This is a genomic window from Reinekea blandensis MED297, assembly GCF_000153185.1.
In the GTDB taxonomy this organism is placed as follows: domain Bacteria; phylum Pseudomonadota; class Gammaproteobacteria; order Pseudomonadales; family Natronospirillaceae; genus Reinekea; species Reinekea blandensis.
On the sequence record NZ_CH724149.1, the window covers coordinates 622368 to 643218 of the forward strand.

A 20851-nucleotide genomic window follows, 5' to 3' on the forward strand; every position below is an offset into this window, starting at 1 on the left:
AAAACGGTTCCAATAAAGCAAAAAAAACCGGCCTCGGCCGGTTTTTTTATGACGATTATTCGTCGATGAAGCTTCGCAGATGATCCGATCGGGACGGATGCCGCAGTTTGCGCAGCGCTTTGGCTTCGATCTGACGGATCCGCTCACGAGTGACATCAAACTGCTTACCAACCTCTTCCAGAGTGTGGTCAGTATTCATGTTGATGCCGAAGCGCATACGCAGAACCTTGGCCTCGCGGGCGGTCAGTCCGGCCAGAACTTCGGTGGTCGCATCACGCAGGCCCGTCGAAGTGGCTGAGTTCACCGGCAGGATCATGGTGTTGTCTTCGATAAAGTCGCCCAGTGAGCTGTCTTCATCGTCACCAATCGGTGTTTCCAGCGAAATCGGTTCTTTGGAAATCTTCAGTACTTTACGGATCTTGTCTTCCGGCATGTCCATACGCTCCGCCAGCTCTTCAGGCGTTGGCTCGCGGCCCATTTCCTGAAGCATTTGACGGGAAATCCGGTTCAGTTTGTTGATGGTCTCAATCATATGAACCGGGATACGAATGGTGCGTGCCTGGTCGGCAATGGAGCGGGTAATCGCCTGACGAATCCACCAGGTGGCGTAGGTTGAGAACTTATAACCACGACGGTATTCGAACTTATCAACCGCTTTCATCAGGCCGATGTTGCCTTCCTGAATCAGATCCAGGAACTGCAGTCCGCGGTTGGTGTATTTCTTCGCGATGGAAATCACCAGACGCAGGTTGGCCTCGACCATTTCTTTCTTGGCACGACGCGCGCGCGCTTCACCGATAGAAATACGACGGTGGATGTCTTTGACTTCCGCCAGGGTAATGCCGGTGTTTTTCTGAATATTACGCAGTTTGCGCTGGGCACGACGAAGTTCGACTTCGTAACGGAAGGCTTCGTCGGCGTACTTCGGGTTTTCCAGCAGTTCGTTGAGCCACTCGTCTTCAGTTTCATGGCCTACAAACGCGTCAATAAACGCCTTGCGGGGCATGTTCAGGGTACGCACACAGATGGCGATGACTTTACGTTCCTGTGAGCGAATTTCTTCGACCGTCGCTTTGATGGGCTCAATGGCATCATCGAAAGCTTTCGGCGTCAGCTTAAAGCAGGAGAAGGTTTCACCCATAGAAGACAGGGCAGCGTTGGCTTCTTTGCTGTAGCGGCCTTTTTCTTCGATTAAGGCTTTCGCGCTCTCCAATTGCTCTTTGAGCAGGGTAAAGCGTTCACGGGCGAGTTCCGGGTCCGGTCCGTTGTCGACTTCGTCATCGGAGTCGTCGTCATCATCGTCGTCAACATCATCGGACTTATCGTCTTCAGACTGGATGGCGTCGGGTGAGTCAGCGGCGGGTAATGGATCGTCGTCGTCCGGGTCCTGGAAGCTGGTCAGAATGTCAGACAGGCGACCGCCTTCTTCTTCGAGTGTGTTCTCGTAAGCCCCAATCATACTGTCGATGACGCCCGGGTAGAACGCCATGGCTTGCATAACTTCGCGGGTGCCTTCCTCAATACGCTTGGCGATGACAATTTCGCCTTCGCGCGTTAACAGCTCGACGGTGCCCATTTCGCGCATGTACATGCGCACCGGATCGGTCGTCCGGCCGGTATCGGTTTCAACCGCTGCCAAGGCGGCCGCAGCTTCTTCGGTTGCGTCTTCATCAGTGCTCTGGTCGCTTTCAGACAGCAGCAACTGGTCGGCATCCGGGGCCTGTTCAAACACCTCGATACCGATGTCATTGATCATGGCGATGATGTCTTCAACCTGATCCGGAGAGTTAATTTCTTCCGGTAAGTGGTCATTTACTTCGGCAAAAGTCAGGTAACCCTGTTCCTTACCTTTGGCGATCAGCTCTTTTAAACGGGACTGACGCTGAGATTTTTCAGCCATAGATAACCTGTAAGCTCTTCAAATGGTTGATAACGCAAGCAAATAGCCGGATAGTGTACAGTAAATCAACAAGTTAGCCAAATTTACTGAATTGTCCAGCCATGCTGCGACCTGGCTTCCATATTGTGACATTCGGACGATTACTGTCGCTTTCGAAGCCTGTTCGACAGCAGGTCCACACGTTGCTACTGCTTTTTTTGTTTAAGCAGCTCGCGGTATCGCTGCTTTTCTGCATCCGTTAAGGATGGATCGAGCGCCATGACGCGCTGTTTTAAGGCATTGTATTCATCATCCGGGGCCTTCTGAGTGAGGGCGCGCAAGATTTTTTCAAGTTCTTGTCGTGCAAAGTCTTTTTCGTCTTTGTGGTCATCATTGGCCGCTTCCAGCCAGAGATAATCCGAGGCGGCAATGGGAGACAGGGTTTCCCGCAGGCCATGCTGACAAAGATAATCAAAAGCGAAGTAGAGGTCTTTGCGTGGCGCCTGTTGCAATAGCTCGATGACCCGCTGGAGCAGCTGATGATCCCCGCTGGCTTTCAGGCGTCCCAGCGTTTCCGGCGTTACATAATCGGCCAGATGCGGAAAGCGGATTAACCAAGCCAGTGCCCTGTGTACAAACCCAATTCGAACGGACAGTTCTCGTTTTTCAATGACTGGGACGCTGTAAAACTCGCCCTGTGCGTCATCGAACGGTGGTGGCGCGGTGGGTATGACCGTTTCCGGCATTGGCTCCGCGGGGACGCTAGGGGGTTCCGGTTTAAACTGTTGCTCAATCTGCTCGATGCTCAGCCCGACCAGATTTGATAACTGGTTGAGCAATAATTGCTTCATGAAGCCTTCGGGCACTTTATTGATCCAGCCCTGAGCCAGGCTTGCCAGTCGTGCTTTGCCATCCAACCTGGATATGTCAGCCTGTGTCTGCAGATGTTGATATAGGAAATCCGGCAGGCTTTGAGCCTGTTTGACCCGGCGCATAAAGCCGTCATGGCCTTCTTTCTGAACCAGTGTATCCGGGTCTTCACCATCGGGCAGGAACAGAAAACGCGCCTGCAGACCGTCTTTCAGACTGCTCATGGTATTGGTCAGCGCACGGATGGCGGCCCGGCGTCCGGCTTCATCGCCATCAAAGCAGAAGACAATTTCCGAAGTCTGCTTGAACAGTCGTTGAACGTGAGTTTCGCTGGTGGCCGTTCCCAGGGTAGCGACCGCATTGCGGACGCCATGCTGAGCCAGAGCCACAACGTCCATATAGCCTTCAACGATGATGATGTTGTCGAAGTCCTTCAGGGCTTTTCTGGCTTCATAAAGGCCATACAGTTCGTGACCCTTATGGAAAATAGGGGTTTCCGGGCTGTTAAGATATTTGGGTTTTTCGTCGGCGGACATGACCCGCCCACCAAAGGCGATGACTCGTCCTTTGATGTCTCGAATCGGAAACATCAGGCGGTTACGGAACCGGTCGTAGATCCGGCCGTTGTCATTCTGAGTCAGCATGCCGACCTTCAGCAGGGCGCGGTTGGTGTTTTCACTGCGAAAGTGCTGAATCAGGTTATCCCACCCCGGTGGGGCAAATCCGATTTGAAAGGTGTGAACGGTGTCTTCGGTCAGGCCCCTGCCAAGGATGTAGTCTTGAACGCCCTGTGCATAAGGGTGCTGGTATAACTGGTGCGCGAAATAGTCAGCACAGCTGTTCATCAGATCGTGCAGGGTTTTCCGCTGTTGCTGCTGTTGCCGGGCTTTTTCACTGACTTCCTCTCGCGGTACTTCTACCCCGGCGATTCTGGCCAGCTCTTCGATGGATTCAACGAAGCTGAGGTTGTCGTATTCCTGCAGGAACTTGACGGCGGTTCCGGAGGCGCCGCAGCCAAAACAATAATAAAACTGCTTACCGGGATTGACCGAAAAGGAGGGGGAGTTTTCGTTATGGAAGGGGCAGCAGGCCCAGTAATCCTTACCTTTTTTTTTCAGGTCGATGCGATTGCCAATGACTTCCAGGATATCGGTTCTATCCAGCAAAGAATCGATAAAGTCATTCGGAATTAAACCGGCCATGAGGTCTCTCAGGATCAGATTGTCAGAAACAGCAGATGACGACAGTCGTTTGCTGCGTGGGTCAGGCGTTCAGAGTGGCCTTGATCCGTTTGCTGATCTCTCCCATATCGGCACGTCCCTGGGCTTTGGGTTTAATCAGGTTCATCACCTTACCCATGTCAGCCATCGAGCTGGCACCAGTCTGTGCGATAGCGTCAGCGATCAGTTGATCGATTTCTTCGTCACTCATTGCCGCGGGAAGGAAAGTGGATATCACCCCCAGTTCAAAAGTCTCGGATGCGGCAAGATCCTCGCGTCCCGCTGCTTCAAACTGAGCAATGGAGTCGCGTCGTTGTTTGGACATTTTATCCAGTACGGATAAAACACGGGCATCGTCTACGTCGATTCGTTCGTCAACTTCAATGCGTTTGAGCTCCGCCAGAATAAGCCGAATCGTACCGAGTCGGTCTTTATCCTTGGCGCGCATGGCGTCTTTCATTTCACTGGTCAGACGTTGCTTGAGCTCAGACATGTTCGTTAACCCACGAAATTCGAATCAGTAAAGACGGTTCATGCGCTTGTTTTCGCGAGACAGCTTCTTAGCGTGTCGCTTAACAGCAGCGGCTGCAGCACGTTTACGAACCCAGGTTGGCTTTTCATAGTGTTCACGACGGCGTACTTCAGACAGAACACCTGCTTTTTCACATGAACGCTTGAAACGACGCAGTGCTACGTCAAATGGCTCGTTGTCTTTAACTTTTACGTGTGGCATTAACTCTTCCTATTTCGTTGTGGGTAGTGCCCAAAACACCGGGTTAGCGGAATTTTGAGGCGCGTAATTGTACTGACCAGGCCCTGCCCGTGCAAGTGAAACTTAGATTAGTGTGCGGGCACCGGTTCGTCGGCCCGGTGATGGCGATGCTCGGTCTTCAGAGGATGTTAAGGGGCAGTAAAACCGGTAAACTACGCCGCTTTCTGGGTTCTGTGTCTTGGTAAATCTATGCGAGTTTTGGGAATTGAGTCCTCGTGCGATGAAACCGGCGTTGCAATATACGACGGGGATCGCGGCCTGTTGGCTCATCAACTGTACAGTCAGGTAAAGATGCATGCGGAGTTTGGCGGGGTGGTTCCGGAACTGGCCTCTCGTGATCATATCCGCAAGCTGCTTCCGCTCACCGAGGCTGCGCTTAAGGAGGCCGGGCTCACCCGCAAGGACATTGACGGTGTTGCTTACACGGCAGGTCCGGGTTTGATTGGTGCGCTGATGGTTGGCGCCGCCGCCGCTCGCTCAATGGCGATGGGACTCGGCGTTCCGGCCGTGGGCGTGCATCACATGGAAGGTCATCTGTTGGCGCCCATGCTTGAGGATGAGCCGCCGGCCTATCCGTTTGTCGCACTGCTTGTCAGCGGTGGGCACACCCTGCTGGTGGATGTCGCCGCTCCGGGTAGCTATGTCATTTTGGGCGAATCACTGGATGATGCGGCCGGAGAAGCGTTCGATAAAACCGCCAAAATGATGGGCTTGCCGTACCCCGGTGGCCCGATGCTCAGCCGTATCGCGGAAAAGGGTGATCCTGATCGATTTTCGTTTCCCCGACCGATGGTCGATCGACCGGGGATGGATTTCAGTTTTTCCGGTCTGAAGACGGCGGTGCGACTTGAAATTGCCCGTCACGCAAAAGATGAGAAAGTCGACGAAACGGATATGGCCGATATTGCCAGTGGCTTTCAGCAGGCCGTTGTGGAGACGCTGGCCATCAAATGCCGACGGGCGTTACGGGCGACCGGTTATCGTCGGCTGGTGATTGCCGGCGGCGTCAGTGCCAATCGGCACCTCCGCCAGCGACTGGATGAGATGGCCAAACAGGAAAAGAGTCGGCTGTACTATCCACGGTCGGAGTTTTGTACCGATAATGGCGCCATGATTGCCTATGCGGGCTGGCTCCGGCTGAGCCATGGGCAGACCGCCGATTTGGCGCTTCAGGTACGTCCCCGATGGCCATTGAACGAACTGGAGGCATTAGCATGACCGATCAGGTGTACTTATCCGGGTTGAGTCTTTCAACGCTCATCGGGGTTTATGAATTTGAACGACATGCACCTCAGGAGTTGATCCTGGACTTGACGCTCGACTATGACTGTCGACCGGCAGGAGAGTCGGACAACATCGAACGGGCACTCGATTACGATCGGTTATCCCGTCGAATACGGGCCTGGGCGGAATCTCAAACGTTTGAGCTGATTGAAACCTTTGCTGAACGGCTGTGTCAGTTGATTCACGCTGAGTTTGGTATTCAGCGGATGACATGTCGCATTAATAAGCCGGCCGCAGTCGCAGACTGCGGTGCCGTCGGAATTCAAATTAATCGTGCTTTTGGGGGCTGATTTGACCACCGTTTCACTGAGTTTGGGCAGTAACATTGAGCGCTATCGTCACATCAATCGTGGGCTGAATGCCCTGGAGGCGGCTTTCGGTGCGTTGCTGTGTTCGCCGGTCTATGAGTCCGAAGCCGTCGGCTTTGATGGCAACGCCTTTCTGAACATGATTGCCGCAATCGAAACTGAGCACTCGCTGTCAGAAGTGGTTCAGATTCTCAAGAATATCGAAGATCAGAATGGCCGGGATCGACAAGGGCCTAAGTTCAGCCCCAGAACGTTGGATATAGACGTTGTCACCTACGGCAATGCCGCTGGCGAACTGGAGGGGGTGGAAATGCCCCGGCCTGAGCTGTTTAAGAATGCGTTTGTCGCGTTACCATTGGCTGATATCTGGCCTGATCGAATGGTCCCGGGGCGAACGCTGAGTTTTCTTGAGCTCTGGCAACAGGAAGGTAATCATCGCCAGGAACTCCGCGCAGTTGAGTTCCGCAGAGACCGGACGCTCTGAGTTCGGTCTCTTTCGAACATCGACTGTCAGCGAGCCTCCTCAACAAGGGACAGTATGTTATCCAGAAGGATGGGTTGTGCTGCAGCCGTCGGGTGTAATCCATCGGCCTGCATGAGTTCTCGGTTTTCCGCCACACCTTCGAGCATGAACGGCAAAAAGGGCAGGTTATAAGTACTGGCCAGGTCGCTGTAGATGTTCATGAAGGGTTCGATATAGCGGCGGCCGAGATTCGGTGGCAGACGCATACCAAGCAACACAACCCGAGCCCCCTGGTTCTGTGCCATTTGGATCATCTGTTCCAGGTTGTCGCGAAGCTGAGTGAGCGGGTAGCCTCTCAGGCCATCATTCGCGCCCAGTTCGAGTATCAGAATATCAGGCTGGTGCGCTTCCAGCAGTCCGGGTAAGCGATCCAGTCCTCCGCGTGATGTCTCTCCACTGATGCTGCTGTTCACAACCTGCGTCTGAGTGCCCAGCGCGTCGTCCATTAATGCCACCCAGCCGTCACTGACTTCAATGCCATAACCCGCTGACAGGCTGTCACCGTGAACCAGAATAGTCTCGGCACTCGTAAAGGAAACGGAAAGAACCGTGACAACAATGAGTGTGCCCAGATGATGGGCTAAGCGTCGTTTGAACCACATTATAGGATTTCGCATGTCAGAGTATTCACCAGGTCATACGTTAATTGAGACACAACAGCTTAAACAGGAAGTCCCTGGTCGTGAAGGTCCGTTGGTCATTCTTGGAGGTATTGACCTTCAGATTTCTGCCGGTGAAACGGTGGCTATTGTCGGTGCCTCGGGTTCCGGCAAGACGACGTTGCTGGGGATGCTGGCGGGATTGGATACGCCGAGCAGTGGTGCCGTGTTGATCGATGGCCTGGATCTCACCACCATGAATGAAGAGCGACGCGCGTTGGTACGTGGTGAAAAAGTCGGTTTTGTGTTTCAGAACTTTCAGTTATTACCCAGCTTGACCGCGGTTGAAAATGTCATGCTCTCGTTGGAGGTGCGTGGTGAAGCCGATGCGCGCACCAAAGCACTGTCCTGGTTGGGCCGCGTCGGTTTAAACGATCGGGCAAGCCATTATCCACAGCAACTCAGCGGTGGAGAGCAGCAACGGGTTGCTGTTGCCCGTGCCTTTGCCAGTCAGGCGCCTATTCTGTTTGCCGATGAGCCGACTGGAAACCTGGATACCGAAACCGGTCGTAAGGTCGCGGATCTGCTTTTTGAACTGAATGAGGCTGAAGGCACGACCCTGGTGCTGGTGACCCACGATGACCGGCTGGCGCAACGTTGTCGGAGACAGTTGCGGATGGAGGCGGGTCGGCTCAACGAGGCCAGCGTATGAACCGTCAACGATCTGTTTTTGCGCTGGCGTTGCGACTGCTTTGGCGCGATACCCGAGCCGGAGAGCTGAATATTCTGATCGTTGCGCTGCTGGTGGCGGTGACAACGGTCACCGGAATCGGACTGTTTTCGGACCGCATCCAGGGGTCGATTCTCGACGAAGCGGGCAGTTTACTGGCTGCCGATGCGCGCATTTCCGGGTCGCGGGAAATCCCTCGCGATTGGGTACTCATGGCACAGGATATGGGCCTTGAAACGGCGGAAATCCTCAGTTATCAAGCCATGGCCTTCGGCGACGATGGCATGGCACAGCTGGCCAGTGTTAAAGCAGTCTCACCGACTTATCCATTGAAAGGGCAGGTGGAAATCGCTCAGGATCTTTTTGTTTCTGGTGCTAAGGTTAGCCATGGCCCTGAACCGGGAGAAGCCTGGGTCAATGCACGCTTGCTGGCAGCACTGGGGTTGTCTGTTGGGGATACCATTGGCGTAGGCGACGCAGATTTCCCCATTACCGAGGTTCTGGTAGCGGAACCAGACAGCTCGACCGGCGGGTTGGGTTTCAGTCCCAAGGTGATGATTAACCTGCAGGACGTTGATCAAACCGGTGCTGTTCAGCTGGGTTCACGTGTGCAGTTTCGCTTGTTGCTCGCTGGCGAGACCGAACCGTTTTACGACGTTTGGAAGCCCATGCAGGGCGAACATCATCGTTGGCGTAATGTCTCAGACGCCAATGAGCGGGTCACGGAAACCCTTGAACGGGCAGACAGTTTTCTCTTGCTGGCCGGTTCGCTGGGTGTGGTTCTGGCGGGCGTGGCGCTGTCTTTGGCGTCACGACGTTTTGCACAGCGCCAGCTATCTCATGTGGCTACATTGAAAACCTTGGGCTTAACGCCGTCTCAGATCGGACAGGTTTACAGCGGTAATCTGTTGATTCTGGGTATTGTTGTCGTTCTGTTTGGTTTGTTGGTTGGATGGGGACTGCATTGGTTGTTTCTCGAAGTTGCCGCCGGTTTGTTACCCCGCGAGCTGGTGCCGGCAACGGCGAGGCCGGTTCTCGTCGGTGGGTTAACCGGCTTGATCTGTCTGCTTGCCTTTGCGTTACCGCCGGTATGGGTGTTGCGGCACACACCGCCAGCAAGAGTGCTGCGATCGGAGATTGAGGGTGGCACGCTTCAGCGCTGGCAGACGACGGTACTGGGCGCCGTGGCGGTCTTTGGTCTGGTTTACTTCTATTCCCGCAGTTTGATGATTACCGGTGTGCTGTTCATGGCTGGCCTGATTGCTGTGTTCGGTGTGACCGTCCTCGCACGACTGTTAATCAGTGTATTGCGCTTAATGTCAACGAAGCTGGGGACGACCTGGCGTCTGGGTATCGCCAGCCTGCATCGCCATGCTGCGCAGAATGGCTTTCAGATTATGATTTTCGCAATGGCGCTGATGCTGTTGTTTTTGTTGACGCTGCTGCGAACCAGTCTGTTGGATGAGTGGCAACAGCAGTTGCCGGAAGGCACCCCAAACCATTTCGCTTTTAATATTTTTGAACAGGAAAGACCGACGATAGAGGCTTACTTCGCCGAGCATGACATTGAGTCCACGCCATTCTATCCGATGATGCGCGGCCGGCTGGTCGCGGTGAATGGTGAGTCAATGGATGACCGCTTATCCCGCCTGCAACCGGATGGCGATGATTTTCGACGTGAGCTCAATAACACCTGGAGCCAGACATTGGCCGATGACAATGAAGTCGTGGCGGGAGAGTGGTTTGACGAAGACGATCAACAGCGTCAGTTGATTTCCATTGAGCAGGATTTTGCCCAGTCACTGGACATCGATATCGGTGATGAGCTGACATTCTCATTTGGTGGACAAGCGGTGTCGGCCCCGGTTGATAACATTCGTACGGTGCAATGGGACAGCCTGTCGCCAAACTTCTATATTATTTTCAGTGCGCCGGTATTAAACGGGGCGGGTGCAGCCTATTTGACCAGCTTTTATCTTGAAACGGATGAAAGATTTCATCTGGTAGAGCTATTGCAGCGACATCCGACCATTACGGTCATTGATGTGGATGTGATTCTGAAACAGGTTCAGAGCATCGTTTCGCAGGTGACACGCGCGATCGAGTTCATTTTAGGGCTGGTACTGATTGCGGGCTTGATTGTGCTGGTGGCCAGCGTGCAGGCCACGTTGGACAGTCGATTACAGGAAAGTGCGATTTTGCGGACCCTGGGCGCCCGTGCGAAGCTGGTGCAGGGGGCTCTGGCCATCGAGTTTATGTCGTTGGGTGGCCTTGCCGGCTTGTTAGCGGCCATTGGCGCAGAGGCCGCTCTGTTTATGTTGCAAACTCAGTTGTTGAACATGGCATTTCGTCCGGAGTGGTGGCTGTTGGTCGTTGGGCCGGTGCTGGGCGCTGGATTAATTGGCCTGGTTGGGATGCTATCAACGCGACGCGTGGTCAAGGTGCCACCGTTATTGGTGTTGCGATCACTTTAACGGTTGCGATTGGGAAGGCGATTGGCAAAGCCAATGTCGGACATTGAAAAAAGCTATGGTGACCATAGGTTAGCATTGCGCGTAATCTGGTCTTAAATGGGCTAGAGTCTCGCAGTTATTCATGGAACTGTTGACGGGTATGGCGTCTTCGGTTCAGGCTCTCATCAACATTGACAACAAACGGAGATACACATGAGCGTTTTATTGGGACGTAAGGCACCGGATTTCACTGCACCAGCGGTATTGGGTGATGGTCAGATCGTTGACGAATTTAATTTTGCCGACACCATTAAGGACAAATATGCCCTGGTGTTCTTCTATCCACTGGACTTCACCTTCGTGTGTCGTTCTGAGTTGATCGCACTGGATCACCGTGTTGATCGCCTGAAAGAGCTGGGTGTTGAAGTCATCGCGGTTTCTGTCGATTCACATTTCACGCACAATGCATGGCGTAACACAGCGGTCAACAAAGGCGGTATCGGTGAAGTGAAGTACACCATGGTAGGTGATATGAACCACGACATCTGTAAAGCCTTTGGTGTTGAGTCTATTGGTGGCGACAGCTACTACCCAGCAGGCGTTGCGTTCCGTGCATCTTTTGTAATCGATAAATCCGGCGTTGTTCGTGCTCAGCACATGAATGATGAGCCGATTGGCCGTAACATCGACGAACTGGTCCGTGTTGTTGAAGCGTTGCAGTTCTTTGAAGAAAACGGACATGTATGCCCAGCGGGTTGGCAGAAAGGCGACGCTGGTATGGTAAACACCCCTGATGGCGTTGCAGAGTACCTGGCTGGTAACTCTGAAAAGCTTTAATTAAAGCCATCGATATTCAAAGCCCGCAATCGCGGGCTTTTTTGTGTCTGCTGAAAGGCAAAACCGGAGTTTTATTTTGGAATAACGATCTGATCGTCTTCAATCACATGCTCGACCGGCGTCAGGTAATCGCCCTGGCAGGGACCGGACAAGCAATGGCCATCTTCAATGTTGAACAGAGCGCCATGCGTCGAACATTGAATCAACTGGCCTTCTGAGTCGAGAAACTCATCTGGCTGAAACTCAAGATTGACGCCCAAATGCGGACATTCGTTCTTGTAGACAAAGATCTGACCGTCATATTTGACGGCAAAAACGGGTCCGACATGGCTGGCGAAGCCTTTGGAGGTACTGTCTTCCAAATCATGAATACTGCAAAGAACGGTCATCGGTACTCCTTCGAATAGTCGGGGTTAAGCGGCGTCAATCAGAGTTCTGGCCTGTATGGCCAGCAGGTCGTCCCGGTCGTTAATTCGGTCTAACTCCCAGACTTCAAGCCGGTCACCGTCTGGCAGAGTAATATCGCGCAACAGTGACGCTTCGATCTGCTGATTCACATCTTCAAACTGCAGGATGGGTTCAGCCAGCAGGATCTGTTCGACAGGTAACTGAGTTTTCAGGTGTGAGAGCCAATCTGCCGCATCGCCAGTCACCAAGGGCAGTGGTATGCCATGTTTTCGCGTTTTGCTGACAAACGCCGGACCGGCGCTGACGGCGATACCAAACCTTGGTGACAGTCGTTGGTTGCGCTCAGCCATTTCAGCCAGGGCCAGATGAATCACGCGGGCCGCACACAAAGCGTTAAAGGCAAAGGAGTCATCTTCTCTGAGTCCAAACGCCAATGAGAAGCCATCGGGCAGCAGAATCCCTGAATACAGCTCGCCGACACGAATCATCAGGGACTCATAGTCGTTCCACAGCATCTGCAGCTCATTCGCTGGATAGGTTCGGATTAAACTGTCCCAGTTTTGACATTGGATGGAGACCAGTGCGACATCCCGGTAGTCCCCATCGGAGACCATTTCGATCTGTTCGAGCAGGCGCTCGGTATCGTCGGACAACGCATTCTGCTGCAGATGCCGAATCAGTTGACCGTGTTGATTGATTGGCCCGCTGAGTAAAGACAGGAGCTGTTCCAGCTGTTGCTCTGGAGTGCCATCTAATTGTGCATAGATGTTTGGCAGTTGTTCTTCCAGTTGTTGTGAGACTCCCTGCCAGCGTTTCTGATGGTGTTGCGTTCTCAGATAGATGAAAGCCGCCAGAGCGGCCAGGCCGATCATGTCAAATAAAATCCATGAGGCGAGAGCCTGTGATCGCCATTGACCAAGCCTGCTTTCTCTCAGTTCAACCTCCGCATATCCAAGTAAGGCATTACTGAAATGAATCGGGTGCTGATACAGGCGCCCCTGGTTTTGCGGTGAGTTTTTGGTTCGGGATGTCAGTGCCATGCCGCCGGCTTCTTCAGACAGTACACGTGTGATCAGAACGTCGGTCTGATCAGCATAGCGATTCAGCAAGTTGCTGATAGCGGCCCGGTCGGCGTCGTACAAGCCGGTTGTGGCTTCAAAGGCCAGACTGCGGGCCAGGCTCGTTCCCAACTGATCGGTAGCGGCATTCAGATTGTCATAACCAGGCAAGTACCAGAAGAAGTACAGCAGTAGGTTGAGTGTGAACAGCATGCCGAGCGCGATGGCTGTCAGGGGCTGAAGGATCCATTTGAGATTATGCATGGTGCTGGAATAAAAATACTCAGTCTATACAATGGTGTCCGACCGATTTCCGGTGCGGTCTGATGTCCCATACTAAAGCCCTTGCAGCCAAAAATCATCGCCGGGTGATCAAACAGATGCAAAGAATGTACAGGGCGGTTGAATATTAATCAGTTAACGTGAGGTGCGTGCATGAGCGATGCAGTGAAACAATTAGAAGAACAGTTAGAAGCGTTGAAGCAGGGCTTGGTTAAAATGAGTCCCCGGGACCGTGTACGTGCGCTGTCGACTCATGAAACCGACGATCTGATTCTGGAGCTTCAGGATCTGGCCGAAGACGCGCTTAAGTCTGTAAGCCGTCTGAAAAGCTGACCTTTGCGGAGACGTCCTTGAGCACCATTCTAATGTTAAAAGTCAGCGGTCAAGACCAGGTTGGTTTGACCGCGGCTTTAAGCCAGATTCTTGCCGATGCCCAGGTTACCTTGTTGGATATTGGGCAGTCTGTTATTCATGATCAGGTGTCGCTGGGTATGCTGGTTCAATTACCAGAGTCAGCCGATCATGCGACGATGATGAAAGAGTTGTTGTATCAGGCACACGAGCGCGATATTCAAATACGATTCTCTCCGGTGACCGACAGTGCCTATGAAGAGTGGGTTCAGCAGCAGGGGAAAGACCGGTTTGTGTTAACCATTCTGGCGCGGCGGGTGACGGCAGAGCATCTGGCGCACATCTCCAGAGCGGTGTCTGAGCAGGGTCTGAACATCAAAGATATTTCCCGTCTGACTGGCCGGGTATCACGCGAATCTCAGGCAAAGTCTGACAAAGCCTGCATAGAGCTGACGCTGCAAGGTCAGCCCGTCAGTCTGGAATCTCTGCGTAAACAATTTTTACAGATCAGTGCCGATTTGAACGTTGATGTGGCGTTTCAAGTCGACAGTGTCTATCGGCGAAACCGTCGCCTTGTTTGTTTTGATATGGATTCGACGCTGATTGAAGCCGAAGTCATTGATGAACTCGCCGCCGCTGCCGGGGTTGGAGCTCAGGTCGCTGAAATTACCGAACGGGCCATGCAGGGCGAACTGGATTTTCAACAGAGCTTCCGGGAGCGTATGGCGTTATTAAAAGGCTTGGATGAGTCGGTCCTGCGCGGCATAGCAGAGCGGTTGCCGATCACGGAAGGTGCCGAGCGTCTCATGACGACACTGAGAGCTTACGGGTATAAGACCGCTATCTTGTCGGGTGGCTTTACTTATTTTGGTGAGTACCTTCAGAAGAAGCTGGGTATCGACTTTGTATTTGCCAACCATTTGGACATTGTTGACGGAAAGGTCAGTGGTGAGGTGAAGGGCGATATCGTCGATGGTCAGAAAAAGGCCGCGTTGCTAAAGCAGTTGGCGGAGCAGGAAGGCATTCAACTTGAGCAGACCATTGCTGTTGGTGATGGCGCAAATGACCTGCCGATGTTAAGCGAAGCCGGGCTGGGTATCGCGTTTCGTGCCAAGCCTATCGTTAAGGAAAGCGCGCGCCATTCGATTTCGACACTGGGATTGGATGCTGTGCTGTACTTTCTGGGCTTTCGGGACCAGGAAATACACTGACCCTTTAGATAATCTTAATCGGTCTACCAGGCGGTATTAAACCGCCTCTTCCTCATCTGCTTCGAAGTTATAGTCCATATCATCCAGCGGAGCCTGCAAATAGTAGCCCTGGATATAGTTCACACCCAGTTCCCACAATGAGGCCAGTACTTCCGCATGTTCGATTTTCGGAACAATGGAATTGATGTCGTTCTGATGGATGGCTTTCAGTAAAGCGGTTAGCTCGTCTGAGGCTTGCCCATCTTTGACCAGTTGTTCAACAAAGGAGCCGTCGATACGGGCGTAGTTGATGTCTAAGTGACGGGTTAGGGCGAGGCCATTATCTCCGACGCCAAACTGGTTAATCGAAAGCTGACATTTGAGCAACGACAAGCCTTTGCTGAAGGCTTTGGCGGCTTTCAAATGCGAATGCGCGATCTGTTCGGTGATCTGGAAGCAGATCGAGTCGCCGGGCAGTTTTTCCGCTTTCAGCAGGCTGTTCACCCAGGGCAGGAACGTCGGGTCTTGAATGGATGCGGCGGTCAAATGGATCAGCAGTTGAGTGTTGTGACCCCGTCGACGGTGTTCGGCGAGCGCTTCGATGCACTGTTGCACCACCCAGCGATCCAGCTTACCACTGAGTTCACTGTTTTCGATGGCCGGGATAAAGTCGTCTGCCAGAATATCTGAGCCGTCCTTATCAATCAGGCGAACCAGAATGTCATAATGTTCCTGGCTGTCGCCCCGAAGGCTCATAATCGGTTGGAACTGGACCCGCAGACCATCGTGCATCAAGGCGTGATCGACCTTCGCGAGCAGTGAATTATCGGCCAGGTTGGCAATGTCAGATTTGTCGAAGTAAGCCAGCCGCTCGCCGGATTGAAGGGCCTGGCTGAAAGCTTGATCCGCCTGGACCAGCGCTTCATTACCGTTTTTGCAAGCTTCGTCAATGTGTGCAATACCGCAGGCTAGTTTGACCGGCACGGTGGTGCCATCCACATCGAACAAGTGTTCCTGTACCGATTGGATGGTGTGATTGATGACCTTTTTCGCAGCCTCGAGATCGGACGATGGCAAGAGTAATGCGAACATATCATCGGCATAACGTGCCAGGATGCTGTTGTCCGGCTGATGGATCTGTAACTGTTCAGCCAGATCCTTAAGGATCACATCGGAGCCGGCGACACCGACAGCCGACTTGACTTCATTAAAGTTGGTAAGGCCCAGGTGCAGTACCAGCATTCGGGTCGAGTCGTTGATGACCCGCTGATAGGCTTTATCCAATTGCTCGTTGAAATACAGCTTATTGTGCAGACCCGTGACCAGATCCTGACTGCTGATTTCCCGGATTTTTTCCTGCAGAACCGCTTCATTCACATCGTTTTTACGGATGATAATCTGCGTGCAGGGTTCGCCCTCATAGCTGGCGCTGGAAAAGTCCATATGAATGCCAAAGGTCTCACCGTCTGTCGTTTGGCCTTTGGTCGTCAGTTCGCCCGATTTACCTTCTTTAAAGCCTTTCAGAGCGTCTTTCAGATGGCTGACTTCTTCGCCACTGACTAGATCCATAATGGGCGTACACTGCAGCTCTTCAATGTCATCATAGCCAAACATGTCCATGTAGATCGGGTTGGCGTAGATGTGCATACCCTCGTGAACATAGGCGATGGCGTCGACAGAGCTTTCAAGCAGCAACTGGCAGCGTTTTTCGGTTTCTTTTAGCGCAATCCGCTGGGTTCTGAGTTCGCGACGGCTGCGTAATGAGGCCACTTCGCGTCGAACCGCTTGAACCAGGTGTTGTTCGGAGGATTCAACAATGACGTCGGCAATGCCCATGTCGAGTGCGCTGGAGATAATGTCTTCATCATACTGATCGATCAGCCCGATCATAGGAATGTCTTTACCTTCGCGCTGAACGGTTTCGACGGCTTCTGTGGCATCCACCGTTGAGGTGTTTAGCCGAACCAGCATGATGTCCCACGTCTGCTCATCGATGACCTTGGCCAGCTCGTCCAGAGAGGCAATAAAATGGCTTCGCACGGCCTGTCCCGCATTACGCAGGGCATTAGCAATCGGCTCAGCTTCATTTTGCGTGTCATGAATTAGCAGTATGCGGATAGCGCTGCTGGACGATGGACTCATAAACTCAACGGCTCAAAATAAATGGATGACTGGTTGAAGTATAGTGACAAACGGTCCAGCTGCACACCGTTATGCCCAATCGATTCGTAAAAGTGGTACAAAGTTGGCGGTTTGAAATACAGATCGGTTAAAAAAGCGTCAACAACGGGCTCGATCATGTTTTGACACTGTTCAATGGCGGTTTGCGGGCTTAGAACCCGCGTTCTAGAGCTGTCGCCAGAGGCTTTCAAAGTTGTCGGAGTCGGCCGGTGAGCTGGCTCGTTCGGGTTGGGTGCTCTTTTGTGTCACTGGGCGGATCTGGAACTGGCTGATAATGCCGGTGGCCAGGATGCGTTTGGTCAGCTGATACTTCTCCTCACGACCTTCAAGATTAATAGTGACTTTATTTCCGACGTTGAATGGTAATCGAGGGGTCAGCACGGAAGCGTCCTGCCCAATCGCTTTAATTTCAGGGATGTAGAGTGCCCTCAGATAGTCACCATGAGCACCGGTCTTGTGCAGCTGACGGATGCCACAGGGTTTGCTGTTAGGCGCGAGCAGTTCAACGCCCATCTGAGTACCGATGTCCTTGCCCTGACGAATCCAGCGCACAACACCCAGATTCCAGTGTTGCAGCTGGTCTTCTTTGATGGCGATGACTTCACCGGTTTTCAGGTTCGGAGCGGCCGCATCGACCCATTGAATGCAGTATCCGCGTGGGCTCACGTTGACCAGCTGGCCGGTAAATCGAGGGTGAGATTCCTGTTTCTCAGCTTCAAAGTCGATGGCGTCTTCACGAGCCATTCTCGGATGGCCGTTAGCATCAAACGCATCTTCCCAAACGTCCTGTTGAGACCGGACTGCCTGTGTGTCGGACGCACTGAATCGGCTGCCAACCGCGCCAATGAAAGGGTTATCGCTGTGAGTCGCGGCTCCGAAAAGCAGTGAGTAAAAACCGATTTCGCCGGCAATGTGATAGTGCGTTGCCGTCAGTCCCACGGCAATATTGACCTGTCCGGTCGCGGTTGTCCGGGAGAAGCTGCGCTGTTTCATACCTCCCCAGGACTGAATGAGGTGCTCGAGGAGCCCCAGATTAAAGCGTTCAGGCACAATGGCCGGTGCTCGTGGACGATCGGCAGATGATAATAACTTATAGTCGTTGTGCAGCAGCCGAACGAGTGGCAGCGCATTAATGCCCAGATAGTCGGTCAGATTGGATTTTTTAACCAGGTATCGGTACTGCGGTGAGCTGTCGATTTCCGGATTAATCACCAGCACCGATTTCTCATCGGCGACTTCGTCAATATCCAAAAATGTGGCCCATCGCCCGAGGTTTTCATAGACATCACTCAACTCCCGCTGCAGAAGCTGGTTGGGCTGGCACGCCCCTAAAAGCAATGTTTTGATATAAACCTGCTGAATGCTCAACGCGGTGTTTTCAACGGGGTCGCGGATGATTTCAGACTGAAGATTGAACGCTGAGGCGATTTGATACAGCTGGTGGATTTCCTGCCAGATGCCAGCCGGTGTCTGAATGTACAGCTGATAGGAGCGCAACACCGCTGGAATCAGCTCGTGCAGTGTCCGATGCACGGCTTTGGCAAGTGGTGCTTTCTGCTTCAGATTGCCCTGTGCCAGCAAGTGTTGAATAACGATCTTATAGCCGATCGCCAAATGAGTTTGAAGCGCTTGCGCGAGATTGGCGACCTTGCGTTGCTGGTCGTCGAGTACCACACCCTGATTCAGGTAGCGATTGTTTAACTGAGTGCAGACAAAGTGAATCGGGCCGCGGATCAGATCCATCAGTTCCAGGCGGGATGCGTCAGAAATTTTCAGCTGATTGAATTCAATGACGGCATGATAAAGCTGTCTCGACGTTTCTCCGATGTTTGCCATCGGCAGACTGTCGACCCAGGTTTTTAGCTGTCGCGCCGTCGGATCACAGAACGTTAAAGTCGACTGTGTCTGTTCCGGTACATTTAAATAGGGTTGATCACGATATTGCATGACACTCTCTTTAATACGTCCCTGTCAGTATAGCTGTTTTTTGCTGTGGTCAATGCGAACTCTGTTTGCTTGAGTCTGATACGCGTCCGGTGCGTGTTCAGAGCAGTAACCTCACTGCTTATTGAGTAAAAATATGTGAAGTCAGTCTCAAACTTTTTCGCATTGTGGTCAATTTTAAACGCACATGCAATCAAATCGTTCACGCTTTAAGCAAAAAGTTGGAGTGTTTGACGGTTATGGGTGGATCCAGGTTTTGCTGTGCCGCTGAGGAATCTCGCGGACCAGTCTAGGAAGCAGGTAACCGGACAAGCCCGCCTGCATTTCCAGCCATATCTGACCGGCTGTCTGTTGGTTGACGTCAAAATGCGAAGTGCCCTGAACCGGATCGAGGCTGTGCAGGTAGTAGGGTAAAACACCATGGGCAAATAGCTGTTTGCACAGGCGTATCTGAGTTTTGCTGCAGTCGTTAATGCCGCGCAGGAGCACACTTTGATTAAGCAACGTGACATTGATGTCTCTGAGACGCAGGAACTTAGCAAGTAAGTCAGGATGCAGTTCGTTTGGATGGTTGATATGGACAACCATGACGACCTGACAGGAAAGATTATTTAGTGTATTCAGCAGTGTTTCAGTTATACGCTCGGGTGCTGCAACCGGGGTCCTGGTGTGCAAGCGTACCGTTTGAATCTGAGGAAGTCGGTCAAAACGCTGAATGAGATTCGATAATGCCTCGTCGGCCAGGCTCAGAGGATCACCGCCACTGAAGATGACTTCATCGATGTCCGAATGTGATTGAATATACTGTTCAATAGCATCCAGAGATGACTCGGATAAACGGGCCTCGGAATAAGGAAAGTGGCGCCGGAAACAGTATCGGCAGTGGATTGCACACGCCTGATGAGCAATGATCAGAACACGATTTTGATATTTATGGATCAGCCCGGGGATGACCTGATAATCCTCTTCCATCAGCGGGTCGGTCTGATAACCGGGTTGCTCAGTGGTTTCATCTAAGCGCGGAATGAGCTGTAAAAGAAGCGGGTCGAAAGGATTGCCCTTTTCCATGAGGCTCGCTAAATGGCGTGTGATCCGCATTCTGAACGGGCTATTCGGGTCGATTTGATAAGGCAGCTCACTGGTCTTGAGGTTTAAGTAATCGAGCAGCTCACTCGGAGTGCGAAAACCCTTTGCGATTGATTTTTGCCAATGCTGACTGTCCTTTGTTGATGCGATTTGATCGGAGGTGTCCAAAGTTGTTGCAGAAACAGGTATCATACTCGCTCTTTTTTTACAGTTAGCAGAAGATAAAACGATGGCGAACTATTCTACCAATGAATTCCGCTCAGGTTTGAAAGTTTTACTGGATGGCGAACCTTGCGCCATTGTTGAAAACGAGTTTGTTAAACCGGGCAAAGGTCAGGCATTTAACCGCGTCAAACTGAAAAATCTTAAAACCGGTCGTACCTGGGAACGAACCTTTAAGTCAGGCGAAAGTATTGAAGGTGCCGATGTCCTGGACATCGATATGGAGTACCTCTACACCGATGGTGAGTTCTGGCATTTCATGAAAACTGACGGCTCTTTCGAGCAGATCAGTGCTGATGCAACCGCGATGGGCGATACGGTTGAATGGTTGAAAGAGCAGGAAGTATTTCAGGTAACGCTGTTTAATGGTGCACCGATTTCTGTGACCGCGCCAAACCACATTGAACTGGAAGTGTCCGAAACCGACCCGGGCGTCAAAGGCGACACGGCCACCGGTGGTTCAAAGCCGGCCAAACTGGTCTCAGGTGCGGTGGTCAAGGTTCCTCTGTTCATTAACGAGGGTGAAGTGATCCGAGTCGATACCCGATCAAAAGAGTACCTGAGTCGGGCGAAGAGCTGATCCCGTCTTCCCGATTAATCAATGACCGCTCCGGAACTGTGTTTCCCGAGCGGTTTTTTTAGCTTTTCAGCTCC

19 protein-coding genes are annotated in these 20851 nt (G+C 52.5%); 9 read left to right on the top strand and 10 right to left on the bottom strand.

Annotated features, from left to right (window positions below; translation table 11 throughout):
* Window positions 1-55: 55 nt before the first annotated feature.
* The 4 genes from rpoD to rpsU all read right to left on the bottom strand — a co-directional run bounded on the left by rpoD (window position 56) and on the right by rpsU (window position 4702).
* A complete protein-coding gene (gene rpoD / locus MED297_RS02840) occupies window positions 56-1900 on the bottom strand; it encodes an RNA polymerase sigma factor RpoD (RefSeq protein ID WP_008042160.1) in 1845 nt (614 codons plus the stop codon).
* A 185-nt stretch (window positions 1901-2085) separates the two neighbouring features.
* The gene (gene dnaG, locus MED297_RS02845) at window positions 2086-3951 is read right to left on the bottom strand and encodes a DNA primase (RefSeq protein ID WP_008042162.1); all 1866 of its coding nucleotides are present in this window, start codon (window positions 3949-3951) and stop codon (window positions 2086-2088) included.
* 61 nt (window positions 3952-4012) lie between these two features.
* Complete coding sequence (locus MED297_RS02850; protein ID WP_008042163.1) at window positions 4013-4462, bottom strand: GatB/YqeY domain-containing protein; 450 nt, start codon at window positions 4460-4462, stop codon at window positions 4013-4015.
* Between the two features lie 24 nt (window positions 4463-4486).
* Window positions 4487-4702: a 30S ribosomal protein S21 gene (gene rpsU / locus MED297_RS02855; protein WP_008042164.1), complete on the bottom strand. Its 216-nt coding sequence runs from the start codon at window positions 4700-4702 to the stop codon at window positions 4487-4489.
* Window positions 4703-4930: 228 nt separating this feature from the next.
* On the opposite strand from rpsU, the gene tsaD reads away from it, so the two are divergent.
* Genes tsaD through folK form a run of 3 tightly spaced genes read left to right on the top strand, consistent with a single transcriptional unit; the run spans window position 4931 to window position 6817 of the window.
* Window positions 4931-5959 (top strand): tRNA (adenosine(37)-N6)-threonylcarbamoyltransferase complex transferase subunit TsaD, encoded by a 1029-nt coding sequence (gene tsaD, locus MED297_RS02860; RefSeq protein WP_008042165.1) that lies wholly within the window; start codon window positions 4931-4933, stop codon window positions 5957-5959.
* Window positions 5956-6315 (top strand): dihydroneopterin aldolase, encoded by a 360-nt coding sequence (folB, locus tag MED297_RS02865; protein WP_008042171.1) that lies wholly within the window; start codon window positions 5956-5958, stop codon window positions 6313-6315. Before tsaD ends, folB begins: the two co-directional genes overlap by 4 nt.
* A gap of 1 nt (window position 6316) precedes the next feature.
* On the top strand, window positions 6317-6817 hold the full coding sequence (gene folK / locus MED297_RS02870; protein ID WP_040556407.1) for a 2-amino-4-hydroxy-6-hydroxymethyldihydropteridine diphosphokinase: 501 nt from the start codon (window positions 6317-6319) through the stop codon (window positions 6815-6817).
* A gap of 26 nt (window positions 6818-6843) precedes the next feature.
* Here the strand turns inward: folK and MED297_RS02875 are convergent, their stop codons facing one another.
* Window positions 6844-7473 carry an arylesterase gene (locus tag MED297_RS02875; protein ID WP_237613403.1) on the bottom strand — a complete coding sequence of 210 codons (630 nt, stop codon included), beginning with the start codon at window positions 7471-7473 and terminating at the stop codon, window positions 6844-6846.
* Here MED297_RS02875 and MED297_RS02880 point away from each other — a divergent pair.
* The 3 genes from MED297_RS02880 (at window position 7472) to MED297_RS02890 (ending at window position 11475) form a co-directional block, all read left to right on the top strand.
* Window positions 7472-8167 (top strand): ABC transporter ATP-binding protein, encoded by a 696-nt coding sequence (locus MED297_RS02880; protein ID WP_008042195.1) that lies wholly within the window; start codon window positions 7472-7474, stop codon window positions 8165-8167. The two genes, MED297_RS02875 and MED297_RS02880, sit on opposite strands and share 2 nt — an antisense overlap.
* Window positions 8164-10659 carry an ABC transporter permease gene (locus MED297_RS02885; RefSeq protein WP_008042197.1) on the top strand — a complete coding sequence of 832 codons (2496 nt, stop codon included), beginning with the start codon at window positions 8164-8166 and terminating at the stop codon, window positions 10657-10659. Before MED297_RS02880 ends, MED297_RS02885 begins: the two co-directional genes overlap by 4 nt.
* Before the next feature lie 192 nt (window positions 10660-10851).
* Window positions 10852-11475 carry a peroxiredoxin gene (locus tag MED297_RS02890; RefSeq protein ID WP_008042200.1) on the top strand — a complete coding sequence of 208 codons (624 nt, stop codon included), beginning with the start codon at window positions 10852-10854 and terminating at the stop codon, window positions 11473-11475.
* Between the two features lie 71 nt (window positions 11476-11546).
* Here the strand turns inward: MED297_RS02890 and MED297_RS02895 are convergent, their stop codons facing one another.
* Together MED297_RS02895 and MED297_RS02900 are read right to left on the bottom strand one after the other, a co-directional pair.
* The gene (locus MED297_RS02895; RefSeq protein ID WP_008042201.1) at window positions 11547-11864 is read right to left on the bottom strand and encodes a Rieske (2Fe-2S) protein; all 318 of its coding nucleotides are present in this window, start codon (window positions 11862-11864) and stop codon (window positions 11547-11549) included.
* 24 nt (window positions 11865-11888) lie between these two features.
* Window positions 11889-13154, bottom strand: coding sequence for a hypothetical protein (locus tag MED297_RS02900; RefSeq protein ID WP_154650827.1), 1266 nt, complete (start codon window positions 13152-13154; stop codon window positions 11889-11891).
* Between the two features lie 222 nt (window positions 13155-13376).
* Here MED297_RS02900 and MED297_RS02905 point away from each other — a divergent pair, with 222 nt between their 5' ends.
* Both MED297_RS02905 and serB read left to right on the top strand, forming a co-directional pair.
* Window positions 13377-13556: a hypothetical protein gene (locus MED297_RS02905; protein ID WP_008042205.1), complete on the top strand. Its 180-nt coding sequence runs from the start codon at window positions 13377-13379 to the stop codon at window positions 13554-13556.
* A gap of 17 nt (window positions 13557-13573) precedes the next feature.
* On the top strand, window positions 13574-14785 hold the full coding sequence (serB, locus tag MED297_RS02910; RefSeq protein ID WP_202594503.1) for a phosphoserine phosphatase SerB: 1212 nt from the start codon (window positions 13574-13576) through the stop codon (window positions 14783-14785).
* Between the two features lie 36 nt (window positions 14786-14821).
* On the opposite strand, the gene MED297_RS02915 is transcribed toward serB, so the two are convergent.
* From MED297_RS02915 to epmB, 3 genes are all read right to left on the bottom strand, one after another.
* Window positions 14822-16906 carry an EAL domain-containing response regulator gene (locus MED297_RS02915; protein WP_008042209.1) on the bottom strand — a complete coding sequence of 695 codons (2085 nt, stop codon included), beginning with the start codon at window positions 16904-16906 and terminating at the stop codon, window positions 14822-14824.
* 204 nt (window positions 16907-17110) lie between these two features.
* Window positions 17111-18892 (bottom strand): hypothetical protein, encoded by a 1782-nt coding sequence (locus MED297_RS02920; protein ID WP_008042213.1) that lies wholly within the window; start codon window positions 18890-18892, stop codon window positions 17111-17113.
* 234 nt (window positions 18893-19126) lie between these two features.
* Window positions 19127-20167: an EF-P beta-lysylation protein EpmB gene (gene epmB / locus MED297_RS02925; RefSeq protein WP_008042215.1), complete on the bottom strand. Its 1041-nt coding sequence runs from the start codon at window positions 20165-20167 to the stop codon at window positions 19127-19129.
* 37 nt (window positions 20168-20204) lie between these two features.
* Between epmB and efp the strand changes: the two genes are divergently transcribed.
* Window positions 20205-20777 (top strand): elongation factor P, encoded by a 573-nt coding sequence (efp, locus tag MED297_RS02930; protein WP_008042218.1) that lies wholly within the window; start codon window positions 20205-20207, stop codon window positions 20775-20777.
* The last annotated feature ends 74 nt before the right edge of the window (window positions 20778-20851 follow it).

What these genes read in the sequence shown, in the direction of transcription:
- dnaG (WP_008042162.1), bottom strand. Translation starts at nt 3,951, where the DNA reads ATGGCCGGTTTAATTCCGAATGACTTTATCGATTCTTTGCTGGATAGA.
- epmB (WP_008042215.1), bottom strand. Translation starts at nt 20,167, where the DNA reads ATGATACCTGTTTCTGCAACAACTTTGGACACCTCCGATCAAATCGCA.
- MED297_RS02900 (WP_154650827.1), bottom strand. Translation starts at nt 13,154, where the DNA reads ATGCTGTTCACACTCAACCTACTGCTGTACTTCTTCTGGTACTTGCCT.
- rpoD (WP_008042160.1), bottom strand. Translation starts at nt 1,900, where the DNA reads ATGGCTGAAAAATCTCAGCGTCAGTCCCGTTTAAAAGAGCTGATCGCC.
- tsaD (WP_008042165.1), top strand. Translation starts at nt 4,931, where the DNA reads ATGCGAGTTTTGGGAATTGAGTCCTCGTGCGATGAAACCGGCGTTGCA.
- rpsU (WP_008042164.1), bottom strand. Translation starts at nt 4,702, where the DNA reads ATGCCACACGTAAAAGTTAAAGACAACGAGCCATTTGACGTAGCACTG.
- MED297_RS02875 (WP_237613403.1), bottom strand. Translation starts at nt 7,473, where the DNA reads ATGCGAAATCCTATAATGTGGTTCAAACGACGCTTAGCCCATCATCTG.
- MED297_RS02895 (WP_008042201.1), bottom strand. Translation starts at nt 11,864, where the DNA reads ATGACCGTTCTTTGCAGTATTCATGATTTGGAAGACAGTACCTCCAAA.
- MED297_RS02850 (WP_008042163.1), bottom strand. Translation starts at nt 4,462, where the DNA reads ATGTCTGAGCTCAAGCAACGTCTGACCAGTGAAATGAAAGACGCCATG.
- MED297_RS02920 (WP_008042213.1), bottom strand. Translation starts at nt 18,892, where the DNA reads ATGCAATATCGTGATCAACCCTATTTAAATGTACCGGAACAGACACAG.
- efp (WP_008042218.1), top strand. Translation starts at nt 20,205, where the DNA reads ATGGCGAACTATTCTACCAATGAATTCCGCTCAGGTTTGAAAGTTTTA.
- MED297_RS02880 (WP_008042195.1), top strand. Translation starts at nt 7,472, where the DNA reads ATGTCAGAGTATTCACCAGGTCATACGTTAATTGAGACACAACAGCTT.
- folB (WP_008042171.1), top strand. Translation starts at nt 5,956, where the DNA reads ATGACCGATCAGGTGTACTTATCCGGGTTGAGTCTTTCAACGCTCATC.
- MED297_RS02885 (WP_008042197.1), top strand. Translation starts at nt 8,164, where the DNA reads ATGAACCGTCAACGATCTGTTTTTGCGCTGGCGTTGCGACTGCTTTGG.
- MED297_RS02905 (WP_008042205.1), top strand. Translation starts at nt 13,377, where the DNA reads ATGAGCGATGCAGTGAAACAATTAGAAGAACAGTTAGAAGCGTTGAAG.
- MED297_RS02915 (WP_008042209.1), bottom strand. Translation starts at nt 16,906, where the DNA reads ATGAGTCCATCGTCCAGCAGCGCTATCCGCATACTGCTAATTCATGAC.
- MED297_RS02890 (WP_008042200.1), top strand. Translation starts at nt 10,852, where the DNA reads ATGAGCGTTTTATTGGGACGTAAGGCACCGGATTTCACTGCACCAGCG.